The organism is Streptomyces litchfieldiae (assembly GCF_031845365.1).
GTDB classification, from domain to species: domain Bacteria; phylum Actinomycetota; class Actinomycetes; order Streptomycetales; family Streptomycetaceae; genus Streptomyces; species Streptomyces litchfieldiae.
On the sequence record NZ_JAVREL010000011.1, the window covers coordinates 50,637 to 65,910 of the forward strand.

Annotated in this window: 13 protein-coding genes; 8 read left to right on the forward strand and 5 right to left on the reverse strand. The window is 73.9% G+C overall.

Annotation, left to right across the window (positions count from 1 at the left end):
• Positions 1-184 precede the first annotated feature (184 nt).
• Together RM590_RS19190 and RM590_RS19195 are read left to right on the forward strand one after the other, a co-directional pair.
• Positions 185-835: a nucleoside/nucleotide kinase family protein gene (locus RM590_RS19190; protein ID WP_311705852.1), complete on the forward strand. Its 651-nt coding sequence runs from the start codon at positions 185-187 to the stop codon at positions 833-835.
• Positions 836-986: 151 nt separating this feature from the next.
• Positions 987-1,427 carry a DUF6224 family protein gene (locus RM590_RS19195; protein ID WP_311705853.1) on the forward strand — a complete coding sequence of 147 codons (441 nt, stop codon included), beginning with the start codon at positions 987-989 and terminating at the stop codon, positions 1,425-1,427.
• A 64-nt stretch (positions 1,428-1,491) separates the two neighbouring features.
• Here RM590_RS19195 and RM590_RS19200 read toward each other — a convergent pair whose 3' ends face one another.
• Positions 1,492-2,478, reverse strand: coding sequence for a zinc-binding alcohol dehydrogenase family protein (locus RM590_RS19200; RefSeq protein ID WP_311706024.1), 987 nt, complete (start codon positions 2,476-2,478; stop codon positions 1,492-1,494).
• Positions 2,479-2,658: 180 nt separating this feature from the next.
• On the opposite strand from RM590_RS19200, the gene RM590_RS19205 reads away from it, so the two are divergent.
• The 4 genes from RM590_RS19205 to RM590_RS19220 all read left to right on the forward strand — a co-directional run bounded on the left by RM590_RS19205 (position 2,659) and on the right by RM590_RS19220 (position 6,480).
• Entirely contained in the window at positions 2,659-3,108 is a 450-nt protein-coding gene (locus tag RM590_RS19205) for a type II toxin-antitoxin system PemK/MazF family toxin (protein ID WP_311705854.1), read from the forward strand.
• 5 nt (positions 3,109-3,113) lie between these two features.
• Positions 3,114-4,547, forward strand: coding sequence for a 3'-5' exonuclease (locus tag RM590_RS19210; protein WP_311705855.1), 1,434 nt, complete (start codon positions 3,114-3,116; stop codon positions 4,545-4,547).
• Between the two features lie 163 nt (positions 4,548-4,710).
• Positions 4,711-5,451: a PIG-L deacetylase family protein gene (locus RM590_RS19215; protein ID WP_311705856.1), complete on the forward strand. Its 741-nt coding sequence runs from the start codon at positions 4,711-4,713 to the stop codon at positions 5,449-5,451.
• Between the two features lie 372 nt (positions 5,452-5,823).
• A complete protein-coding gene (locus RM590_RS19220; protein WP_311705857.1) occupies positions 5,824-6,480 on the forward strand; it encodes a M23 family metallopeptidase in 657 nt (218 codons plus the stop codon).
• A 10-nt stretch (positions 6,481-6,490) separates the two neighbouring features.
• Here RM590_RS19220 and RM590_RS19225 read toward each other — a convergent pair whose 3' ends face one another.
• The 3 genes from RM590_RS19225 to RM590_RS19235 all read right to left on the reverse strand — a co-directional run bounded on the left by RM590_RS19225 (position 6,491) and on the right by RM590_RS19235 (position 8,798).
• Entirely contained in the window at positions 6,491-7,123 is a 633-nt protein-coding gene (locus tag RM590_RS19225) for a hypothetical protein (RefSeq protein ID WP_311705858.1), read from the reverse strand.
• A 118-nt stretch (positions 7,124-7,241) separates the two neighbouring features.
• Positions 7,242-7,784, reverse strand: a complete 543-nt coding sequence (locus RM590_RS19230; protein ID WP_311705859.1) for a methylated-DNA--[protein]-cysteine S-methyltransferase — start codon at positions 7,782-7,784, stop codon at positions 7,242-7,244.
• Between the two features lie 51 nt (positions 7,785-7,835).
• Positions 7,836-8,798 (reverse strand): glycerophosphodiester phosphodiesterase, encoded by a 963-nt coding sequence (locus tag RM590_RS19235; RefSeq protein WP_311705860.1) that lies wholly within the window; start codon positions 8,796-8,798, stop codon positions 7,836-7,838.
• 153 nt (positions 8,799-8,951) lie between these two features.
• Here RM590_RS19235 and uvrB point away from each other — a divergent pair, with 153 nt between their 5' ends.
• Together uvrB and RM590_RS19245 are read left to right on the forward strand one after the other, a co-directional pair.
• Positions 8,952-11,057 (forward strand): excinuclease ABC subunit UvrB, encoded by a 2,106-nt coding sequence (gene uvrB / locus RM590_RS19240; RefSeq protein ID WP_311705861.1) that lies wholly within the window; start codon positions 8,952-8,954, stop codon positions 11,055-11,057.
• A gap of 59 nt (positions 11,058-11,116) precedes the next feature.
• On the forward strand, positions 11,117-11,698 hold the full coding sequence (locus tag RM590_RS19245) for a TerD family protein (protein ID WP_311705862.1): 582 nt from the start codon (positions 11,117-11,119) through the stop codon (positions 11,696-11,698).
• 3 nt (positions 11,699-11,701) lie between these two features.
• Here the strand turns inward: RM590_RS19245 and RM590_RS19250 are convergent, their stop codons facing one another.
• Positions 11,702-15,109, reverse strand: a complete 3,408-nt coding sequence (locus tag RM590_RS19250) for a phosphodiester glycosidase family protein (RefSeq protein WP_394813908.1) — start codon at positions 15,107-15,109, stop codon at positions 11,702-11,704.
• Positions 15,110-15,274: the final 165 nt, after the last annotated feature.

Sequence of the window (15,274 nt, forward strand, 5' to 3'; positions counted from 1 at the left end):
GCCGGTTCGACTCCGGCCCGCCGCGCCACGTGCGGCGGTGGCTCAAAGGCAGAGCACGACGCCATGACGCTGACCCGCCCCATGAACCGCAGGGGCGTGCGAACGGGCGGCACCACAGGGGCCCGGGGGCCGGCTACGCCCCCGGGTCCTCTTCTTGTCCGCGCGTCCGGGGAGGATGAGGTCCATGCGACTGGAGGCGATCACCCCGGAACGGCTCGGCGAGGCGCTGGCGGACCGCGTGCACGGGCTGCGGCCGGAGGGTGGCGGATCCTGGCCGCGCGTGCTGATCGACGGCGCGCCGGCGGCGGGGACGGGCGAGCTGGCGGACGCCGTGGCCCAGGCGCTGCGCGTGCGCGGGCGGGCGGCGCTCGTGGTGGGCGCGGCAGGGTTCCTGCGCGCCGCCTCCCTGCGCTTTGAGCACGGCCGGCGGGACCCGGACGCCTACTACGAACGCTGGCTCGACACCGGCGCGTTGTGGCGGGAGGTGCTCACGCCCCTGGACCCGGGCGGCTCGGGGCGCGTCCTGCCGGACCTGTGGGACGCGGAGCGGGACCGGGCCACCCGCAGCCCCGCCGTGCCGCTGCCGCCCGGTGGCGTGCTCCTGCTGCACGGCACGTTCCTGCTGGGCCACTGGTTCCCCGCGGACCTCACCGTGCATCTGAGCCTGTCGCCGGGCGCGTTGGAGCGGCGGATCCCCGCGGGCGAACGGTGGACGCTGCCCGCCTTCGCCCGCTACGAGGCGGAGGTGGCGCCGCGGGAGGCCGCGGACATCGTGGTGCGGGTGGACGATCCGCGGCGCCCGGCCTGGACCGGAACGGCCGCCCGGCCGGAGTGACGCGCGACCGGCGGGGACAGGAGAAACGCACGGATAAGTGACCGAAGTCACGCGCGAATGGGGGCGATCGGGCGCGAACGGTCCCCAGGTGCCGACGAACCTGCCACACTGGGTGCTCCTACGATCGGCGCACAGTGATCAGGGGTGGCGGATGGACGATGTGGCGAGGCCCTATACCACGGAGGAAGTGCTGCATGCGGTGGCGCTGATCCAGGCGCATCTGGCCGAGGACGAGGAGGGCGTGAAAGCGCTTCAGGACGAGACCGAGGAGAGCGCCCGGCAGTGCGCCCGCTCCATGTTCGCGCTCGCGCACGTCATCATTTTCGGCCAGGTCATCCCGGAGATGTGGGTGATCAAGCAGAACCTCGACTTCGGCCACACCAGCCGCGTGCCCGAGCTCAACCTCGCCATCCATGTGCTCAAGCGCATGGAGGAGCGGATCGGGCTCGCCCATGTCCACCCGGTGGTGGGCGCGTTGTCGGCGGGTGACGTGATGGACCTGATCATTCAGTGCACGGGGACCAAGATGGAGGACGTGCCCAGCTTCCTCGACTCCGTGCGCGAACGGACGCTGCGCACCGCCCACTTCTGACCGGTCCCCCGCTTCTGACCGGTCGCCCGCGACCGCCCCCGGCGGCGCGCGGCTTCCGGTCGGCTCAGGGCAGCGTCAGGACCGCCGCGCCGGTCACCCGGCCGGCGGCCAGATCGTCCAGCGCGGCGTCCGCCCGGTCGAACGGGTAGGGCACCACCGTCGCGGTGACCCGGTGCTCGGCCGCCGCCGCCAGGAACTCCCGGCCGTCCCGCCGGGTGTTGGCGGTGACGCTGCGCACGGTCCGTTCCCGGAAGAGGTGCCGCCGGTAGTTCAGCGCGGGCAGCTCGGTGAGATGGATGCCGGCGATGCTCAGCGTGCCGCCGCCGTCGAGCGCCGCCAGCGCCACCGGCACCAGATCGCCCGCCGGCGCGAAGAGGATCGCCGCGTCCAGCGGCTCCGGGGGACCGGCGTGCGCGTCGCCCGCCGAGGCCGCGCCCAGCCGCAGCGCGAGGTCCTGCGCGGCGGCGGACCGGGTCAGGACGTGCACCCGCGCGCCCCGGCCGATCGCGACCTGCGCGGTGAGGTGGGCCGAGCCGCCGAAGCCGTAGACGCCCAGTCGCCCGCCCGCCGGGAGATCGGCGAGCAGCAGCGCCCGGTAGCCGATGATGCCCGCGCACAGCAGGGGCGCGAGCTCCTCGTCGCCGTAGCCGTCCGGCAGTTCATAGGCGTAGGCGGCGGGCACGGTGACGTACTCGGCGTAGCCGCCGTCCGCGTCCCAGCCGGTGTAGCGGGAGTGCGGGCACAGGTTCTCCCGGCCGCGCGCGCAGTAGTGGCAGCGGCCGCAGGTGTGGCGCAGCCACGCGACGCCCACGCGCGCGCCCACCGGGTGCCCGGCCGCCCGCGGGCCGGCCTCGACGACCTCGCCGACCACCTCGTGGCCGGGGACCACCGGGCTGCGGTGGGGCGGCAGGTCACCGTCCCTGATGTGCAGATCGGTGCGGCAGACGCCGCAGGTCCGCACCCGCACCAGCAGCTCGTCCGCGGCGGGGCGGGGGACCGGCAGCTCCACGGGGTCCAGCCGCCCGGGCTCCCGCACCACCCACGCCCGCATCGTCTCCCTGGCCATGCCGCCACGGTAGCGCCGAGCGACTCCACCGCCCGTCAGGCCGACGCGGCCGCCTCGGCGCTGACGGCATGTCACCACCGGGATTGTTCGCCACGCTTCCCGGCGCGGAGGGCGAGAGGGGCGCCCCCGGCGGCGCGCCCGGCGCGCGGCGATAGCGTGTGCGCCATGGACCGCATAGAGACAGACGAGATCCCGGGCCGGCAGGGCCCCGCCGCCACTGTCGAGGTCGAGCCGCGCTCCGTCGGCGCCGTGCGCACCCAGTACGCCCCGGAGCCGGACGGCGACCCCGACCCCGGAGAGATCGTCTGGACCTGGGTCCCCTACGAGGAGAACGACGGCCGCGGCAAGGACCGGCCCGTTCTCGTCGTGGCCCGCGAGGAGCGGCGCGACACGCTGCTGGCCGTTCAGCTCTCCAGCCGCGACCGCGATCACGACGGCGAGTGGCTGCCGCTGGGCTCCGGCCCCTGGGACCGCAGCGGGCGCGACTCGTGGGTCCACCTGGACCGCGTGCTGCGCGTGCACCCCGACGGGATGCGGCGCGAGGCGTGCGCCCTGGACCGGGCGCGGTTCAACCGCGTCGTGCACAGCCTCCAGTTGCGGCACGGCTGGCGCTGACGCCGATGACGGCCGCCATACCTCCCGGGCTCCTCCGGGAACGCTTCGTGGTGCTCGACTGCGAGACCACCGGATTCAGCCCCGAACGCGGCGACCGCATGGTCTCCCTGGCCCTCGTGACCGTCGAGAACGGCTCCGTCACCGACCGGTGGACCAGCCTCGTCGACCCCGGACGCGACACCGGGCCGGTCCACATCCACGGCATCACCAACGCGCGGGCCGCCACCGCGCCGCGCTTCGCCGAGCTGATCCCGCACATCCTGCGCCGGCTGGACGGCGCCGTGCTGGTGGCGCACAACGTCGGCTTCGACCTCCGTTTCCTCGCCACCGAGCTGGAACGTTCCGGCACCGGCGACCTGCCCGCGACCGCGCTGGACACGCTGCGCCTGGCCCGGCGTTTCCTGCCCGAGCTGGCCAACCACCGGCTGACCACCTGCGTGGCCGCCTTCGGCATCCCGCACCGCGCCCACCGCGCCGACTCCGACGCCGAGGTCACCGCTGCGCTGCTCGTCGAGCTCCTGCGCCGGGCGGCGGCCGACGGCCACACCGACCTCTCCCGGCTCGCCGCCCCGGCCGCCGACGTGCTCCGCGAGGAACGGCGCAAGCGCGTGCGCTGCGACGCCGACACCGACGGCATCGCACCCGCGCACCGCGCCGCGCACCTGACGATCGACGGCTGGCAGGGCGGCGCCGACGGCTGGCACCGGGCGCTGGCGGTGCTCACGGCCGAGGAGTGTCCGGAGGCGGGCCGGCTGTGGGGCTGGTTCGGCGGCATGCTCTGCGACGAGACCTCCGTCTTCGGCCCGCCCCGGCCCGGCCCCGCCCGGGACGCGCTGCTGACCGGCCTGCGGCTCCAGCTCGCCGGCGGCGCGAACCGCGAGGACGTCGCGCACATCGTCACTCACCTGGCCACCCTGGACCGGGGCGCCGCCGGCCCCGACCACATCCTCGGCCTCTTCCCCGGCCCGGCCGCGGCCATCGCCGCCCTGCCGGACTGCCGGAGCTGCTGGTCCTGCGACGCCCTGGGGCTGTGCGACACCGGCAGCCCGGGCGGCGCGCTCGTCTCGTACCACGGCGCGGCCACGCCCGGCGCCGACGCGCTGGCCGCCCATCTGCCGCTGCTCGCCGACGCCGGGGACCTGGCCGCGCTCGGCCGGGGCGCGCGCTACGCCGGGCAGGCGTTCGAGCGCCTGGGGCGCGTCGAGGACGCGGTGCGGCTGTGGCAGTGGGCGCTGGAGCGCGGCGCCCGCGACACCGTTGTCTTCAACCGGCTGTCCATGCACTACGAGCGCCGCCTCGGCGACCACGCCGCGGCGCTCGCGCTGTGTGAACGGGCCCTGGCGGAACGTCGTGGCTCCGGCGCCCGGTCCGCCTGGGAGGCCATAGCCCGCCGGGCCGAACGCTGCCGCCGCCGGCTGCCCGACGCGGTGACGGGCTGAACGGCGCCGGGACCGGAGGCGCGCGGCATGCCGGACCGCCCACCGGCGCGTGATAGGCCCGGTCCGGCCGGTCTGGCCGGGCCACGTGCCGGCGCGTGACTAGGGTGATCGGATCCCCGTGGCCGAGCCGATCGAAGAGCCGAGCCGATCGAAGAGGAGACACATGGTGACGGAGTCGTTGACCTCCATGCCCACCGACTGGCGGCGGGCCCTGGCCATCGTCGCCCACCCCGACGACCTGGAGTACGGCGCCGCGGCGGCCGTCGCGGAGTGGACGGACGCCGGCCGCGAGGTCGCCTATCTGCTGGTGACCAGGGGAGAGGCCGGGATCGACACCCTGGAGCCCGGCGAGAGCGCGCGGGTCCGGGAGGCCGAGCAGCTCGCGAGCGCCCGCGTCGTCGGCGTCCACTCCGTGACGTTCCTGGACCACCGGGACGGGGTGATCGAGGAGGGGACCGCGCTGCGCCGGGACCTGGCCGAGGCCATCCGGGCCCACCGGCCCGAGCTGCTGATCACCCTGAACCACCGCGACACCTGGGGCGGCCGGTCCTGGAACACCCCGGACCACCGGATCGTGGGCCGGGCCGTCCTGGACGCCGCCGGGGACGCGGGCAACCGGTGGATCTTCCCCGAGCAGCTCGGCGAGGGCGGCGTGGAGCCCTGGGACGGCGTGCGCTGGGTGGCCGTGGCCGGCTCCCCGGAGGCGACCCACGCCCAGGCGGTGGGCGAGAGCGCCCTGGCCCGCGCCATCGAGTCCCTCGCCGAGCACCGCGCCTATATCTCGGCCCTCGGCGACCAGGATCCGGCCGACTACGCCCGGGAGCTCCACACCACGATGGCGGACGCGTTCGCCCCCCGTTTCGGCGGTCGCCGATGCGTCGCATTCGAGCTTTTTCCGCGCTGATCGCGCCCCGCCGGTGACGCTCACCACACGCGGATCAGGGCCTACGAAAAAGCGTAGGAGATGAATGGGACCAAAGGCCGGGACTTTGGTCCCGAGCGGCCGGGCAATTCGGCGGAAGAGAGTGCCGACTTCCTGCTGGGCGGCGAAATCACCAGGTGGGAGCGGACCTGGTCAGCGCCGGTGCGGCGGGGGTGGCACGGGGGTGCCCGGAAAACACCGCGCCGGCGGCCTTGTCGAGGGACCTTTTGCCTCTGAATTCACTACGGGGTCGCCTAGTGATAGCGCTGCTTGTCCCTGCCCGGCGGGGTGGTTACAAATGGGGTTGTCCGGCCCAATTAGTCGGATTTCCCCGAGAAGCAGAGGTAGTCCCCCATGCCGAACACCACCACGAACCGCGCCCCCATGACCGCCCGGATCCGCACCCGCGCCGCCGCCGTCGTGACGGCCGGCCTGTGCGCCTCGGTGGCCCTGACCGGTGCGGCCGTGGCGGCCGAGGGCAACCACACCGATGTCTTCGCCGCGAACACGGCCACCAGCGTCGCCGACGCCGTCCGCGGCCAGGCCGACGCCCTGAACGCCGCCGCCGACGCCGCCAAGAAGAACGCCGACGCCTGGGTGTCGCCGATCGCGGACGACTACTCGCTGAGCGCCACCTTCGGTAACAGCGGTGACCGCTGGGCCTCGACCCACAGCGGCCAGGACTTCGCCGTCCCGACCGGTACCGAGGTCCAGGCCGTGCACGCCGGAACCGTGGTCAAGGCCGGCGGTAACGGTGCCGGTGACGGCCCCGCGTACGGTAACGCCATCGTGATCAAGCACTCCGACGGCACCTTCACGCAGTACGCGCACCTGTCCGAGGTCGACGTCAAGGTCGGCCAGAAGGTCTCGACCGGTGACAAGATCGCCCTCTCCGGCAACACCGGTAACAGCAGTGGCCCCCACCTGCACTTCGAGGTCCGGACCACGGCCAACTACGGCTCGGCCATCGACCCGATGAAGTTCCTGCGCGACCACGACGCGGACGTGTGATCCAGGGGGATCACACCGCCCCGGGCCGGCTCCGGCCGGCCACCTCGGCGGCCTGCTGCCTGCGGCACTCCAGCTCCAGTGCCGGGTAGGCCGCCGCTATGACGCCGAAGATCCGCTCGGTCAGCAGCCGGCGCCCCTCCGCCCGGCCGCGGCCGGGCGGCAGCGCTTCCAGCAGCAATCCGTGCGGGGCCAGTGTGTCCCGCAGATACTCCACCTCCCAGCGGGCCAGCTCCGCGGGGGCGGCCGACTCGGCACTGACCGGTCGCGGCCGATGCCCCCATGAGAGCGCGGCCCGCTGCGCGTCCCGTACGTTCCGGTGCCGCACCGCCCGGTCGGCCAGCTCCGCCGGGGCCAGGACCGGCACCTCCAGCGGAACCGTGCGGATCGCCGTCAGCGCCTGCTCCCGGCGCCGCTCGTTCGCCTCGCGCAGGGCGTGCGCCCGGCGCCGCCGCAGGTCGCGGGCCGCGACGAAGTCCGGCCGCCGCTCGGCCTCCCGCACCCGCGACGTCAGATAGAGCTCCTCGGGCCGCTCGCGGTCCGGCTCCCCCAGGAAGGCCCGCACCAGGAACGGCGTCCAGCCGCGGGCGCGCAGGGTGGACAGGGAACAGTAGGTGATCGGATTCCGTTCCTCGGGCATGGCCATCGTCGCCTCCTGACGGGAGACGGAAACGCGTCGCCGAATGGCTTCCCGCGCCGGGTGCACCCCATTCGCGCCCCGGCGGAATCCCCGGCACCCGCCCAGGGTCCCCCCGGGCGCGTCCTCAGAAGAGCGGGCTCGGCAGCACGCCTTCCAGGGCCAGCAGCTCCCGCTTGGTCTCCAGACCGCCCCCGAAGCCGCCTATGCCCCCATCGGCCGCCACCACCCGGTGGCAGGGCACCACCACCGGCAGCGGATTCGCCCCCATCGCCGCGCCCACCGCGCGGGCCGCGTCCGGATCGCCGACGCGCTCGGCCAGCTCCCCGTACCCCACCACGCTCCCGTAGGGCACCGACGCCGCCAGCTCCCGCAGCACCTGCTCGGTGAAGCCCGACGCCAGCGACCAGTCCAGCGGCGTCCGGAACGCCCTCAGCTCCCCGGCGAAGTAGGCGTCCAGCTCGGCCGACGCCCGGACCAGCACCGGATCCCCCTCCGCACGCACCGGAGCCGTGACCAGGGCCGCCGCCAGCCCGGCCACGGCCCGCCGTATCGTCCGCTCGTCCGCGTGGAACACGACATTGACCAGGCCCGCGTCCGTGGCGGCGAGCAGCAGCGGGCCGACCGGCGAGCGCCGGACGGCCCACGCGCACCGCGTGTCACCGTTCATGCGCGGAAGCCTAGGAGACGCCACTGACGATCCCCGCGGCCGGCGGCCGCCTCACTCCTCCAGGGCGTCACGCACCACGTCGGGGAAGTTGGTGATGATGCCGTCCACGCCCAGCTCCGCCACGGCCACCGCGGTCGGGCCGTCGTTCACCGTCCACGCGTACACCTCCACCGGCTCGCCGTGCGGGCCCTCCACCGCCTGGAGGTCGGCCACGTAGTCGGCCGTCAGGTCGCGGTACCGGGGGTTGATCTGGTCGGCGAACTCCGCGTACTCGGGCACGTCCGCCACCGCGGGCGTGCCCAGGAAGCCGGTCTCCACGCGCGGTGCCAGCTCGTGCACCCTCCGCACCGAGGCCGCGTCGAAGCTCTGGATCACCAGCCGCCGGCCGGGGTGCCGCTCACCCAGCCAGCCCGCCGCCCGGAGCTCATCGAGGATGTCCGCCTCGATGCCCGGGTAGCTCGCCGGGGACTTGATCTCCAGCAGCAGCCGCTGGCCGTTGTCCGCCAGCCGGTCCGCGAAGTCGGTCAGCGTCGGCACCGGCTCGCCGGCGAACTCCTCGCCGAACCAGCTCCCCGCGTCCAGCCGCGCCATCTCCGCCGCGGTGAAGTCCGCCACGCGCCACGGGGCCCGGTCCGGGAACAGCACCTCCGCGTTCGTCGTGCGCTCCAGCGTGGTGTCGTGCATGAGGACCAGCTCGCCGTCCGCGGTCCGCTGCACGTCCGTCTCCACCCAGGTGGTGCCCAGCGCGTCGGCGGCGTCCGCGGCGGCCAGCGTGTTCTCGGGCGCGTATCCGGAGGCGCCGCGGTGCGCGACGACCAGCGGCTCGTCCCGGTGCGGCGCGGGCCGCGCCGCCGGGGCCGCGACGGCCGGGGCGGGCGCCGCCACCACGGCCGGCACCGGCTCGCGCGGCGCTGCGGGCTCCAGGGAGGCCGCCGGTCCGGTGGCCGGGACGGAAACGAGCACGGCGAGGCTGAACAGCCGGCCGGCCCAGTCGACTGCGGACGGGAAAGGCATGGGGGGCTCCTCGTATCCCGGCGACCCAAACGGGTGCAGGCTGCCCGGCGGGCGGAAACGAGCGGGGAGGAGAACGGTGACCGTGAGTTGAACAGCGGACGGCGGTCGGTCGCGGGGAACTCGTTGTCAGTGGGGGGTCGTACCGTGGACCCCATGCGGCCCGTTTCAGAGATCGAACGCACGATGGCGCCCTTCGAGGTCGTCAGCCCCTACCGTCCCAGTGGAGACCAGCCCGCGGCCATCGCGGAGCTGGAGCGACGCGTCTCCGGGGGCGAGAAGGACGTCGTGCTGCTCGGCGCCACCGGCACCGGCAAGTCGGCGACCACGGCCTGGATGATCGAGCGCCTCCAGCGCCCGACGCTGGTCATCGCGCCGAACAAGACTCTGGCCGCCCAGCTCGCCAACGAGTTCCGCGAGCTCCTGCCGAACAACGCCGTGGAGTACTTCGTCTCCTACTACGACTACTACCAGCCGGAGGCGTACGTCCCGCAGACGGACACCTACATCGAGAAGGACTCCTCGATCAACGAGGAGGTCGAGCGGCTGCGCCACAGCGCGACGAACTCGCTGCTGACCCGGCGCGACGTGATCGTGGTCGCCTCCGTCTCCTGCATCTACGGCCTGGGCACGCCGCAGGAGTACGTGGACCGGATGGTGCCGCTGCGCGTCGGCCAGGAGATCGACCGCGACGCCCTGCTGCGTCGCTTCGTGGACATCCAGTACACGCGCAACGACATCGCGTTCACCCGCGGCACGTTCCGGGTGCGCGGCGACACGATCGAGATCTTCCCGGTCTACGAGGAGCTGGCCGTCCGCATCGAGATGTTCGGCGACGAGATCGAGGCCCTCTCGACGCTGCACCCGCTGACCGGCGAGGTCATCTCGGACGACGATCACCTGTACGTGTTCCCGGCGTCGCACTACGTGGCGGGCGCGGAGCGCATGGAGCGGGCCATCGCCGGCATCGAGAAGGAGCTGGGCGAGCGGCTGGCCGTGCTGGAGCAGCAGGGCAAGCTGCTGGAGGCCCAGCGGCTGCGGATGCGCACCACGTACGACATCGAGATGATGCGCCAGATCGGCACCTGCTCCGGCATCGAGAACTACTCGCTGCACGTGGACGGCCGCGAGTCCGGCTCCCCGCCGTACACGCTGCTGGACTACTTCCCGGAGGACTTCCTCCTGGTCATCGACGAGTCGCACAACACCGTTCCGCAGATCGGCGCGATGTACGAGGGCGACGCCTCGCGCAAGCGCACCCTCGTCGACCACGGCTTCCGGCTGCCCTCCGCCATGGACAACCGGCCGCTGAAGTGGGAGGAGTTCCTGGAGCGCGTCGGGCAGACGGTGTACCTCTCGGCGACCCCGGGCCCCTACGAGCTGTCGCGCGGCGACGGCGTCGTGGAGCAGATCATCCGGCCCACCGGCCTGATCGACCCCGAGGTGGTGGTCAAGCCCACCGAGGGGCAGATCGACGACCTCGTGCACGAGATCAGGCTGCGGACCGAGAAGGACGAGCGGGTCCTGGTCACCACGCTGACCAAGAAGATGGCCGAGGACCTCACCGACTACTTCCTGGAGCTGGGCATCCGCGTGCGGTATCTGCACAGCGACGTCGACACCCTGCGCCGGGTGGAGCTGCTGCGCGAGCTGCGCGCCGGGGAGTTCGACGTGCTCGTCGGGATCAACCTGCTGCGGGAGGGCCTGGACCTGCCCGAGGTCTCCCTGGTGGCGATCCTGGACGCGGACAAGGAGGGGTTCCTGCGCTCGGGGACGTCCCTGATCCAGACCATCGGCCGCGCCGCGCGGAACGTCTCCGGCCAGGTCCACATGTACGCGGACCGGATCACCGCGGCGATGGAGCGCGCCATCGAGGAGACCAACCGCCGCCGGGCCAAGCAGATCGCCTACAACGAGGCCAACGGCATCGACCCCCAGCCGCTGCGCAAGAAGATCAACGACATCGTGGCGACCATCGCGCGCGAGGAGATCGACACCAAGGAGCTGCTGGGCACCGGTTACCGCCAGGGCGCGGAGCGCAAGGCCCCCGTTCCCTCGGTGCCGGCCGGCGGCGCGAAGAAGGAGAAGAAGGAGCTCACCGACCGGCCCGCCGCCGAGCTCGCCGAGACGATCGAGCAGCTCACGGAGCGCATGCGCGCCGCCGCGGCGGAGCTCCAGTTCGAGATCGCCGCGCGGCTGCGCGACGAGGTGTCCGATCTGAAGAAGGAACTGCGCCAGATGCGGGAGGTGGGTCTGCGCTGACGCGCCCCGCTGCATAGGGTGAGGCCCACCGCAGTGGGGATGCAGAGGGGAGCCGGCGCATGGCCGTCAATCTGGTCAGGGGACAGACGATCGGCCTGGGCGGGCCGGACGGCGCCGGGCCGAGCACGATCCGCATGGGCCTGGGATGGAAGTCGGTGCGGCACGGGTTCCTCGGCACGCTGCTGAGGGGCGGCCGGGACCTGGACCTGGACGCCTCGGCGCTGCTCTTCGCGGGCGACCACGCCGAGGACGTCGTCTACTTCCGGAAGCTGACCAGTGACGACGGCTCCGTCGTGCACTCCGGGGACAGCCTCACCGGCAGCCGCGGGCAGGAGGACGACGAGGCGATCGTGGTCGACCTGCGGCGCGTGCCGCCGCGGATCGACCAGGTGGTCTTCACGGTCAGCTCCTTCATGGGCCAGCGGTTCAGCGACGTGCGGAACGCGTTCTGCCGGCTGGTCGACGAGAGCACCGGCGTCGAGCTGGCGCGGTACACGCTGGCCGGCGGCGGCGACTCCACCGCGCAGATCATGGCGAAGGTGCGGCGCCAGGACGCCGGCTGGCAGATGACCGCCATCGGCGCCCCGGCCACGGGCCGCACCTTCCAGGACCTGCTGTCGGCGATCCGGCCGCATCTGTGAGCGTCAGCGGGTGACGCGCACCGTCACCCGCTGACGTTCCCCGCTGACCGTGACCTTCACGGTGACCTCGCCCGGCCGCAGCCCGGTGAGCTCGCCCGTCACGGGGTCGAGCGCGGCGACATCGCGGCGGCCGGCGTCCGCCGGGTTCCCGATGTGCAGGGCGGCCGAGCCCGACCAGTCCACGCTCACCGGGGACGCCAGCGGCACCTCGCGCGAGCCGCCGCCCGGGGTGTCCTGCGTCAGGAACGCCCCGGCCGGCGCCGTCTCGCCGGCCGCCAGCGTCTCCGGCAGGCCCAGCGTCAGACCGTGCACATGGGGCCTGGTCTGCACCGAGACCCAGTCCGGGAGCACCTGGTGCGGGTTGTGCCGCGCCCGTGCCCGTTCGGCCGGGGAGACCTCGTCCACGCCCACCAGGGCCCAGCCGCCGAAGCCGCCGCGCGCCGCCGGCGCGGACGGCGACTTCCCGGCGTTCCCGCTGATGAAGTACGGCACGCCCTCCGCGTGGTACGAGTCAAAGATCCCGACGTGGGCGCCCAGGTACGTCACGCCCTTGCCGGTCTCGCGCCGGAAGTCGGCCAGCCAGTCCTCCAGCAGCGCCGCCTCCCGCCGGTCGCCGAGCTGGCTCGCGGGCTGCGCCGTGGTGTCCCGGGGCGGCACGTGCCCCATCACCACCACCGAGCCGATCGAACGGTCCCGCGCCGCGTCGTCGAGCTGCGCGCGCAGCTCCTGGATCTGCTCGTAGCCGCCGCCGCGCAGCGTCAGCGAGGAGGTGTCCAGGGTGATGAACCGAGTGCCCCGGTGATCGAACGTGAGCTGGCCGGGACCGAACTCCGCCTCGAACTGATCGAGCGAGCCGCCCATCACCTCGTGGTTGCCCGGCACGTAGTACCAGGGCAGGTCGTCGCCCAGCTCCTCCTCGATCATCTCCCGGGCGAACTCCAGGTCGGCCGGTGAACCCTCGTCCACCCAGTCGCCGTTGATCACCACGAAGTCGGGGTTCGCGGCCCGCGCCTCCCGCAGGGTGCGGCGGGCCGCCGCCACGATCCCGCTGTCCGGGGCGCGCGCGACGAACTGGGCGTCGGAGACCACGGCGAAACGCCAGTCCCGGCCGGCGGTCTCCGCCGCGGTGCCGATCAGCGGGTCGCGGTGCCCGGCCGCCGGCGGCAGCTCCACCTCGGGCGGGGTCTGCGCCCACAGCTCGTCGATGACGATCTCGTCGGCGTAGGACTGGTCGGGCCGGGTCTCCGCGATGTAGAAGCGGCGCACCGACAGCGGGTGGGCGACGCCCTCGGGCACGTCGAAGGTGACCTGGCGCCAGCCCTCCCAGGTGATGTGGTCGCCGCGCAGCACCTGGCTGGTGCCATTGGCGTCCGTGAGGTGGAGCGAGGGCCAGGCGCCGCGGCCGTCGCCGTTGATCCACATCGTGAAGCTCTGCGGCTGCCCGGCGACCGGTATGTCGGCCGATGGGGTGACGTAGGCGGCCCGGGTGGCGGTGCTGCGGCTGAAGTCGTAGGCGAGCCGCAGGCCGCCGCCCCGGTGGCCCGCGGGTTCGGGGGCGAGGGAGCCGCCGGCGCGGGCGTGGCTGAACGTCCACTCGCCGGCGTTCTCGAAGTCGGCGGTCACGGTGTCCTCCAGGCCGATGGTGACGGCCAGCACCGTGCTGACACCGCCGACCGTGACCGTCACGCGCCCGGACGCCGAGGGGGCGCCGGAGGCGGCGGTGACGCGGAACCCGCCGCCGGCCACGTCCGGTTCGATGGTGAACAGCGAGGTGTCGTAGTCGAGCCGCGCGTCGGCCGGTTCGATGGGCGCGGAGTTCCCGGCGGCGTCCCGGCCGATGACGCCGAAGGTGCCCTCGGCGCCCGGGTCGCCGAGCCCCACCCGCAGGCTGGTCGGGGCGATCCGGTCCAGCTCGCCGAGGACGGTCAGCTCCAGCGAGCCCTCGGCGCCGTGCCGGCCGGCCGTGATCTCCGTGGTGCCCGGCCGCCCGGCGCGGAACACGCCGTCCCCGCCGACCCGGCCCACATCGGTGCGCGAGGAGCGCCAGCGCGGCGCCGGCCCCTCGGCCGGGCCGTAGGTCTCGTCGTGGGCCGTCGCCGTCAACTGGCGGGTCAGGCCGGGGAACACGCGCTCGGGGTGGCCGCCGGGCACGGTGTCCGCGGTGGGCGCCGTCGCGGGGTCGGCGGCCGTGGTGACGCGGTAGCCCGTCACCTCGCCGCTGCCGACGGGGGCGGTGATGGCCAGGCCGTTGGGCACCTCGCGCTCCTGCCCGTCCGACGGGCTGTTGAGCACGTGCGGCGCGGCGGCCCCCGGGTCGCGGGCGAGCAGGGTGGTCGAGCCGCCGCCGTCGAGGTTGAGCGCGTTGTACGCGCCGAGACCGGTCATCATCACGGCCAGCTCGGTCAGGGTGACGCCCCCGGAGTGCGCCTGCCGGCCGTCCACGGTCAGCACGTACATGTCCTGCCCGTCGCGCGAGAAGCCCACGGCGGTGCGCGGGGCGGTGGCGTTGTTCGGCAGGCCCTCCCAGTTCCGCGGCTCGCCGTCGACCACCAGCAGCCCGCGCCCGCCGACCGCCGTGGTGGGCAGCGGGCCGCCGTCCCCGGTGCGCGGCGCGTACTCCGTGGTGACGCGGTCGCCGGCGGCCAGCGACGCGAGCGTGTGAGCCCCGGCCTCGCGGCCGAGCAGCACGAACGCGTCGTCGGGGACCGGCTCGCCGCCCGGCTTGTCGGCGACGGACGTCACCTCCCCGTCCTCGACCACGACCTCGGTGACGTCGATGGCGCCCTCGACGGTCAGCGCGCGGTCGGCCTCGCCCCAGGCGGGGGTGTAGAGGCCGATGCCGCCCAGGGGCACGTCGGCGGCGTTGAAGGAGTCGAGCTCCGCCTCGCCGCCGGGGAGGGTGAGCGTTCCCTCGAAGTACAGGTCCAGAATGCGGCCGGCGCTCGACGGGCCGATGCCGACGGCCTGGGTGGCGCTGCCGGTGGCCGAGTGGACGAGCTCGCCGCCGGCGACGCCTGGACCCAGCGGCGCCGAGGAGGCGTTGATGTCGAAGAAGTCGCCGTTGAGGGCGGCCACGGTGGTGCGGCCCTCGCCCGGGTCGTGCGCGGCGACGAGCTCGCTGACGGGCGCGGCGTCGGACACGGTCGGGGGCGCGAGGTGATCGACGCGCAGATCGCTGGTGAGGTCGAGGCTCAGCGCCTGGGCGCTCAGCCACTTGTCGGATTCGAGCCGCTGAAACGTCGTCAGCTCGGCGCCGGGGGCGATCGTCAGCTCGGTGCGCGACAGCTCCATGCCGTCGCGGTCGGCCACTCCGGTGGGAACGGCCCGGGTGACCGCCGGCACCGGGGCGGCCGGCGTCCCGGCCGCCCCGGGCGGCGCCAGACCGACCGTGGATACGGCCGCGGCCCCCATCGCGACCAGCGAACGTGCGCACAATCTCTTGCGCGCGGCGATTCCTGACACGGGAACTCCCTTGAAACGCGTGCCCTCTCATGCGCGTTGAGCGCATCCAGCGGCACAGCGTTCCAAGGGAGTGCGGTCCACACCAGTGGGCGGCCGGGAACTCTGAGGAAACAT

Excerpts from the sequence above, each read along its gene's own strand:
- RM590_RS19215 (WP_311705856.1), top strand. The coding sequence starts at position 4,711 with ATGGTGACGGAGTCGTTGACCTCCATGCCCACCGACTGGCGGCGGGCC.
- RM590_RS19235 (WP_311705860.1), bottom strand. The coding sequence starts at position 8,798 with ATGCCTTTCCCGTCCGCAGTCGACTGGGCCGGCCGGCTGTTCAGCCTC.
- RM590_RS19220 (WP_311705857.1), top strand. The coding sequence starts at position 5,824 with ATGCCGAACACCACCACGAACCGCGCCCCCATGACCGCCCGGATCCGC.
- RM590_RS19200 (WP_311706024.1), bottom strand. The coding sequence starts at position 2,478 with ATGCGGGCGTGGGTGGTGCGGGAGCCCGGGCGGCTGGACCCCGTGGAG.
- uvrB (WP_311705861.1), top strand. The coding sequence starts at position 8,952 with ATGCGGCCCGTTTCAGAGATCGAACGCACGATGGCGCCCTTCGAGGTC.
- RM590_RS19210 (WP_311705855.1), top strand. The coding sequence starts at position 3,114 with ATGACGGCCGCCATACCTCCCGGGCTCCTCCGGGAACGCTTCGTGGTG.
- RM590_RS19195 (WP_311705853.1), top strand. The coding sequence starts at position 987 with ATGGACGATGTGGCGAGGCCCTATACCACGGAGGAAGTGCTGCATGCG.
- RM590_RS19225 (WP_311705858.1), bottom strand. The coding sequence starts at position 7,123 with ATGGCCATGCCCGAGGAACGGAATCCGATCACCTACTGTTCCCTGTCC.
- RM590_RS19245 (WP_311705862.1), top strand. The coding sequence starts at position 11,117 with ATGGCCGTCAATCTGGTCAGGGGACAGACGATCGGCCTGGGCGGGCCG.
- RM590_RS19250 (WP_394813908.1), bottom strand. The coding sequence starts at position 15,109 with ATGGGGGCCGCGGCCGTATCCACGGTCGGTCTGGCGCCGCCCGGGGCG.
- RM590_RS19205 (WP_311705854.1), top strand. The coding sequence starts at position 2,659 with ATGGACCGCATAGAGACAGACGAGATCCCGGGCCGGCAGGGCCCCGCC.
- RM590_RS19230 (WP_311705859.1), bottom strand. The coding sequence starts at position 7,784 with ATGAACGGTGACACGCGGTGCGCGTGGGCCGTCCGGCGCTCGCCGGTC.
- RM590_RS19190 (WP_311705852.1), top strand. The coding sequence starts at position 185 with ATGCGACTGGAGGCGATCACCCCGGAACGGCTCGGCGAGGCGCTGGCG.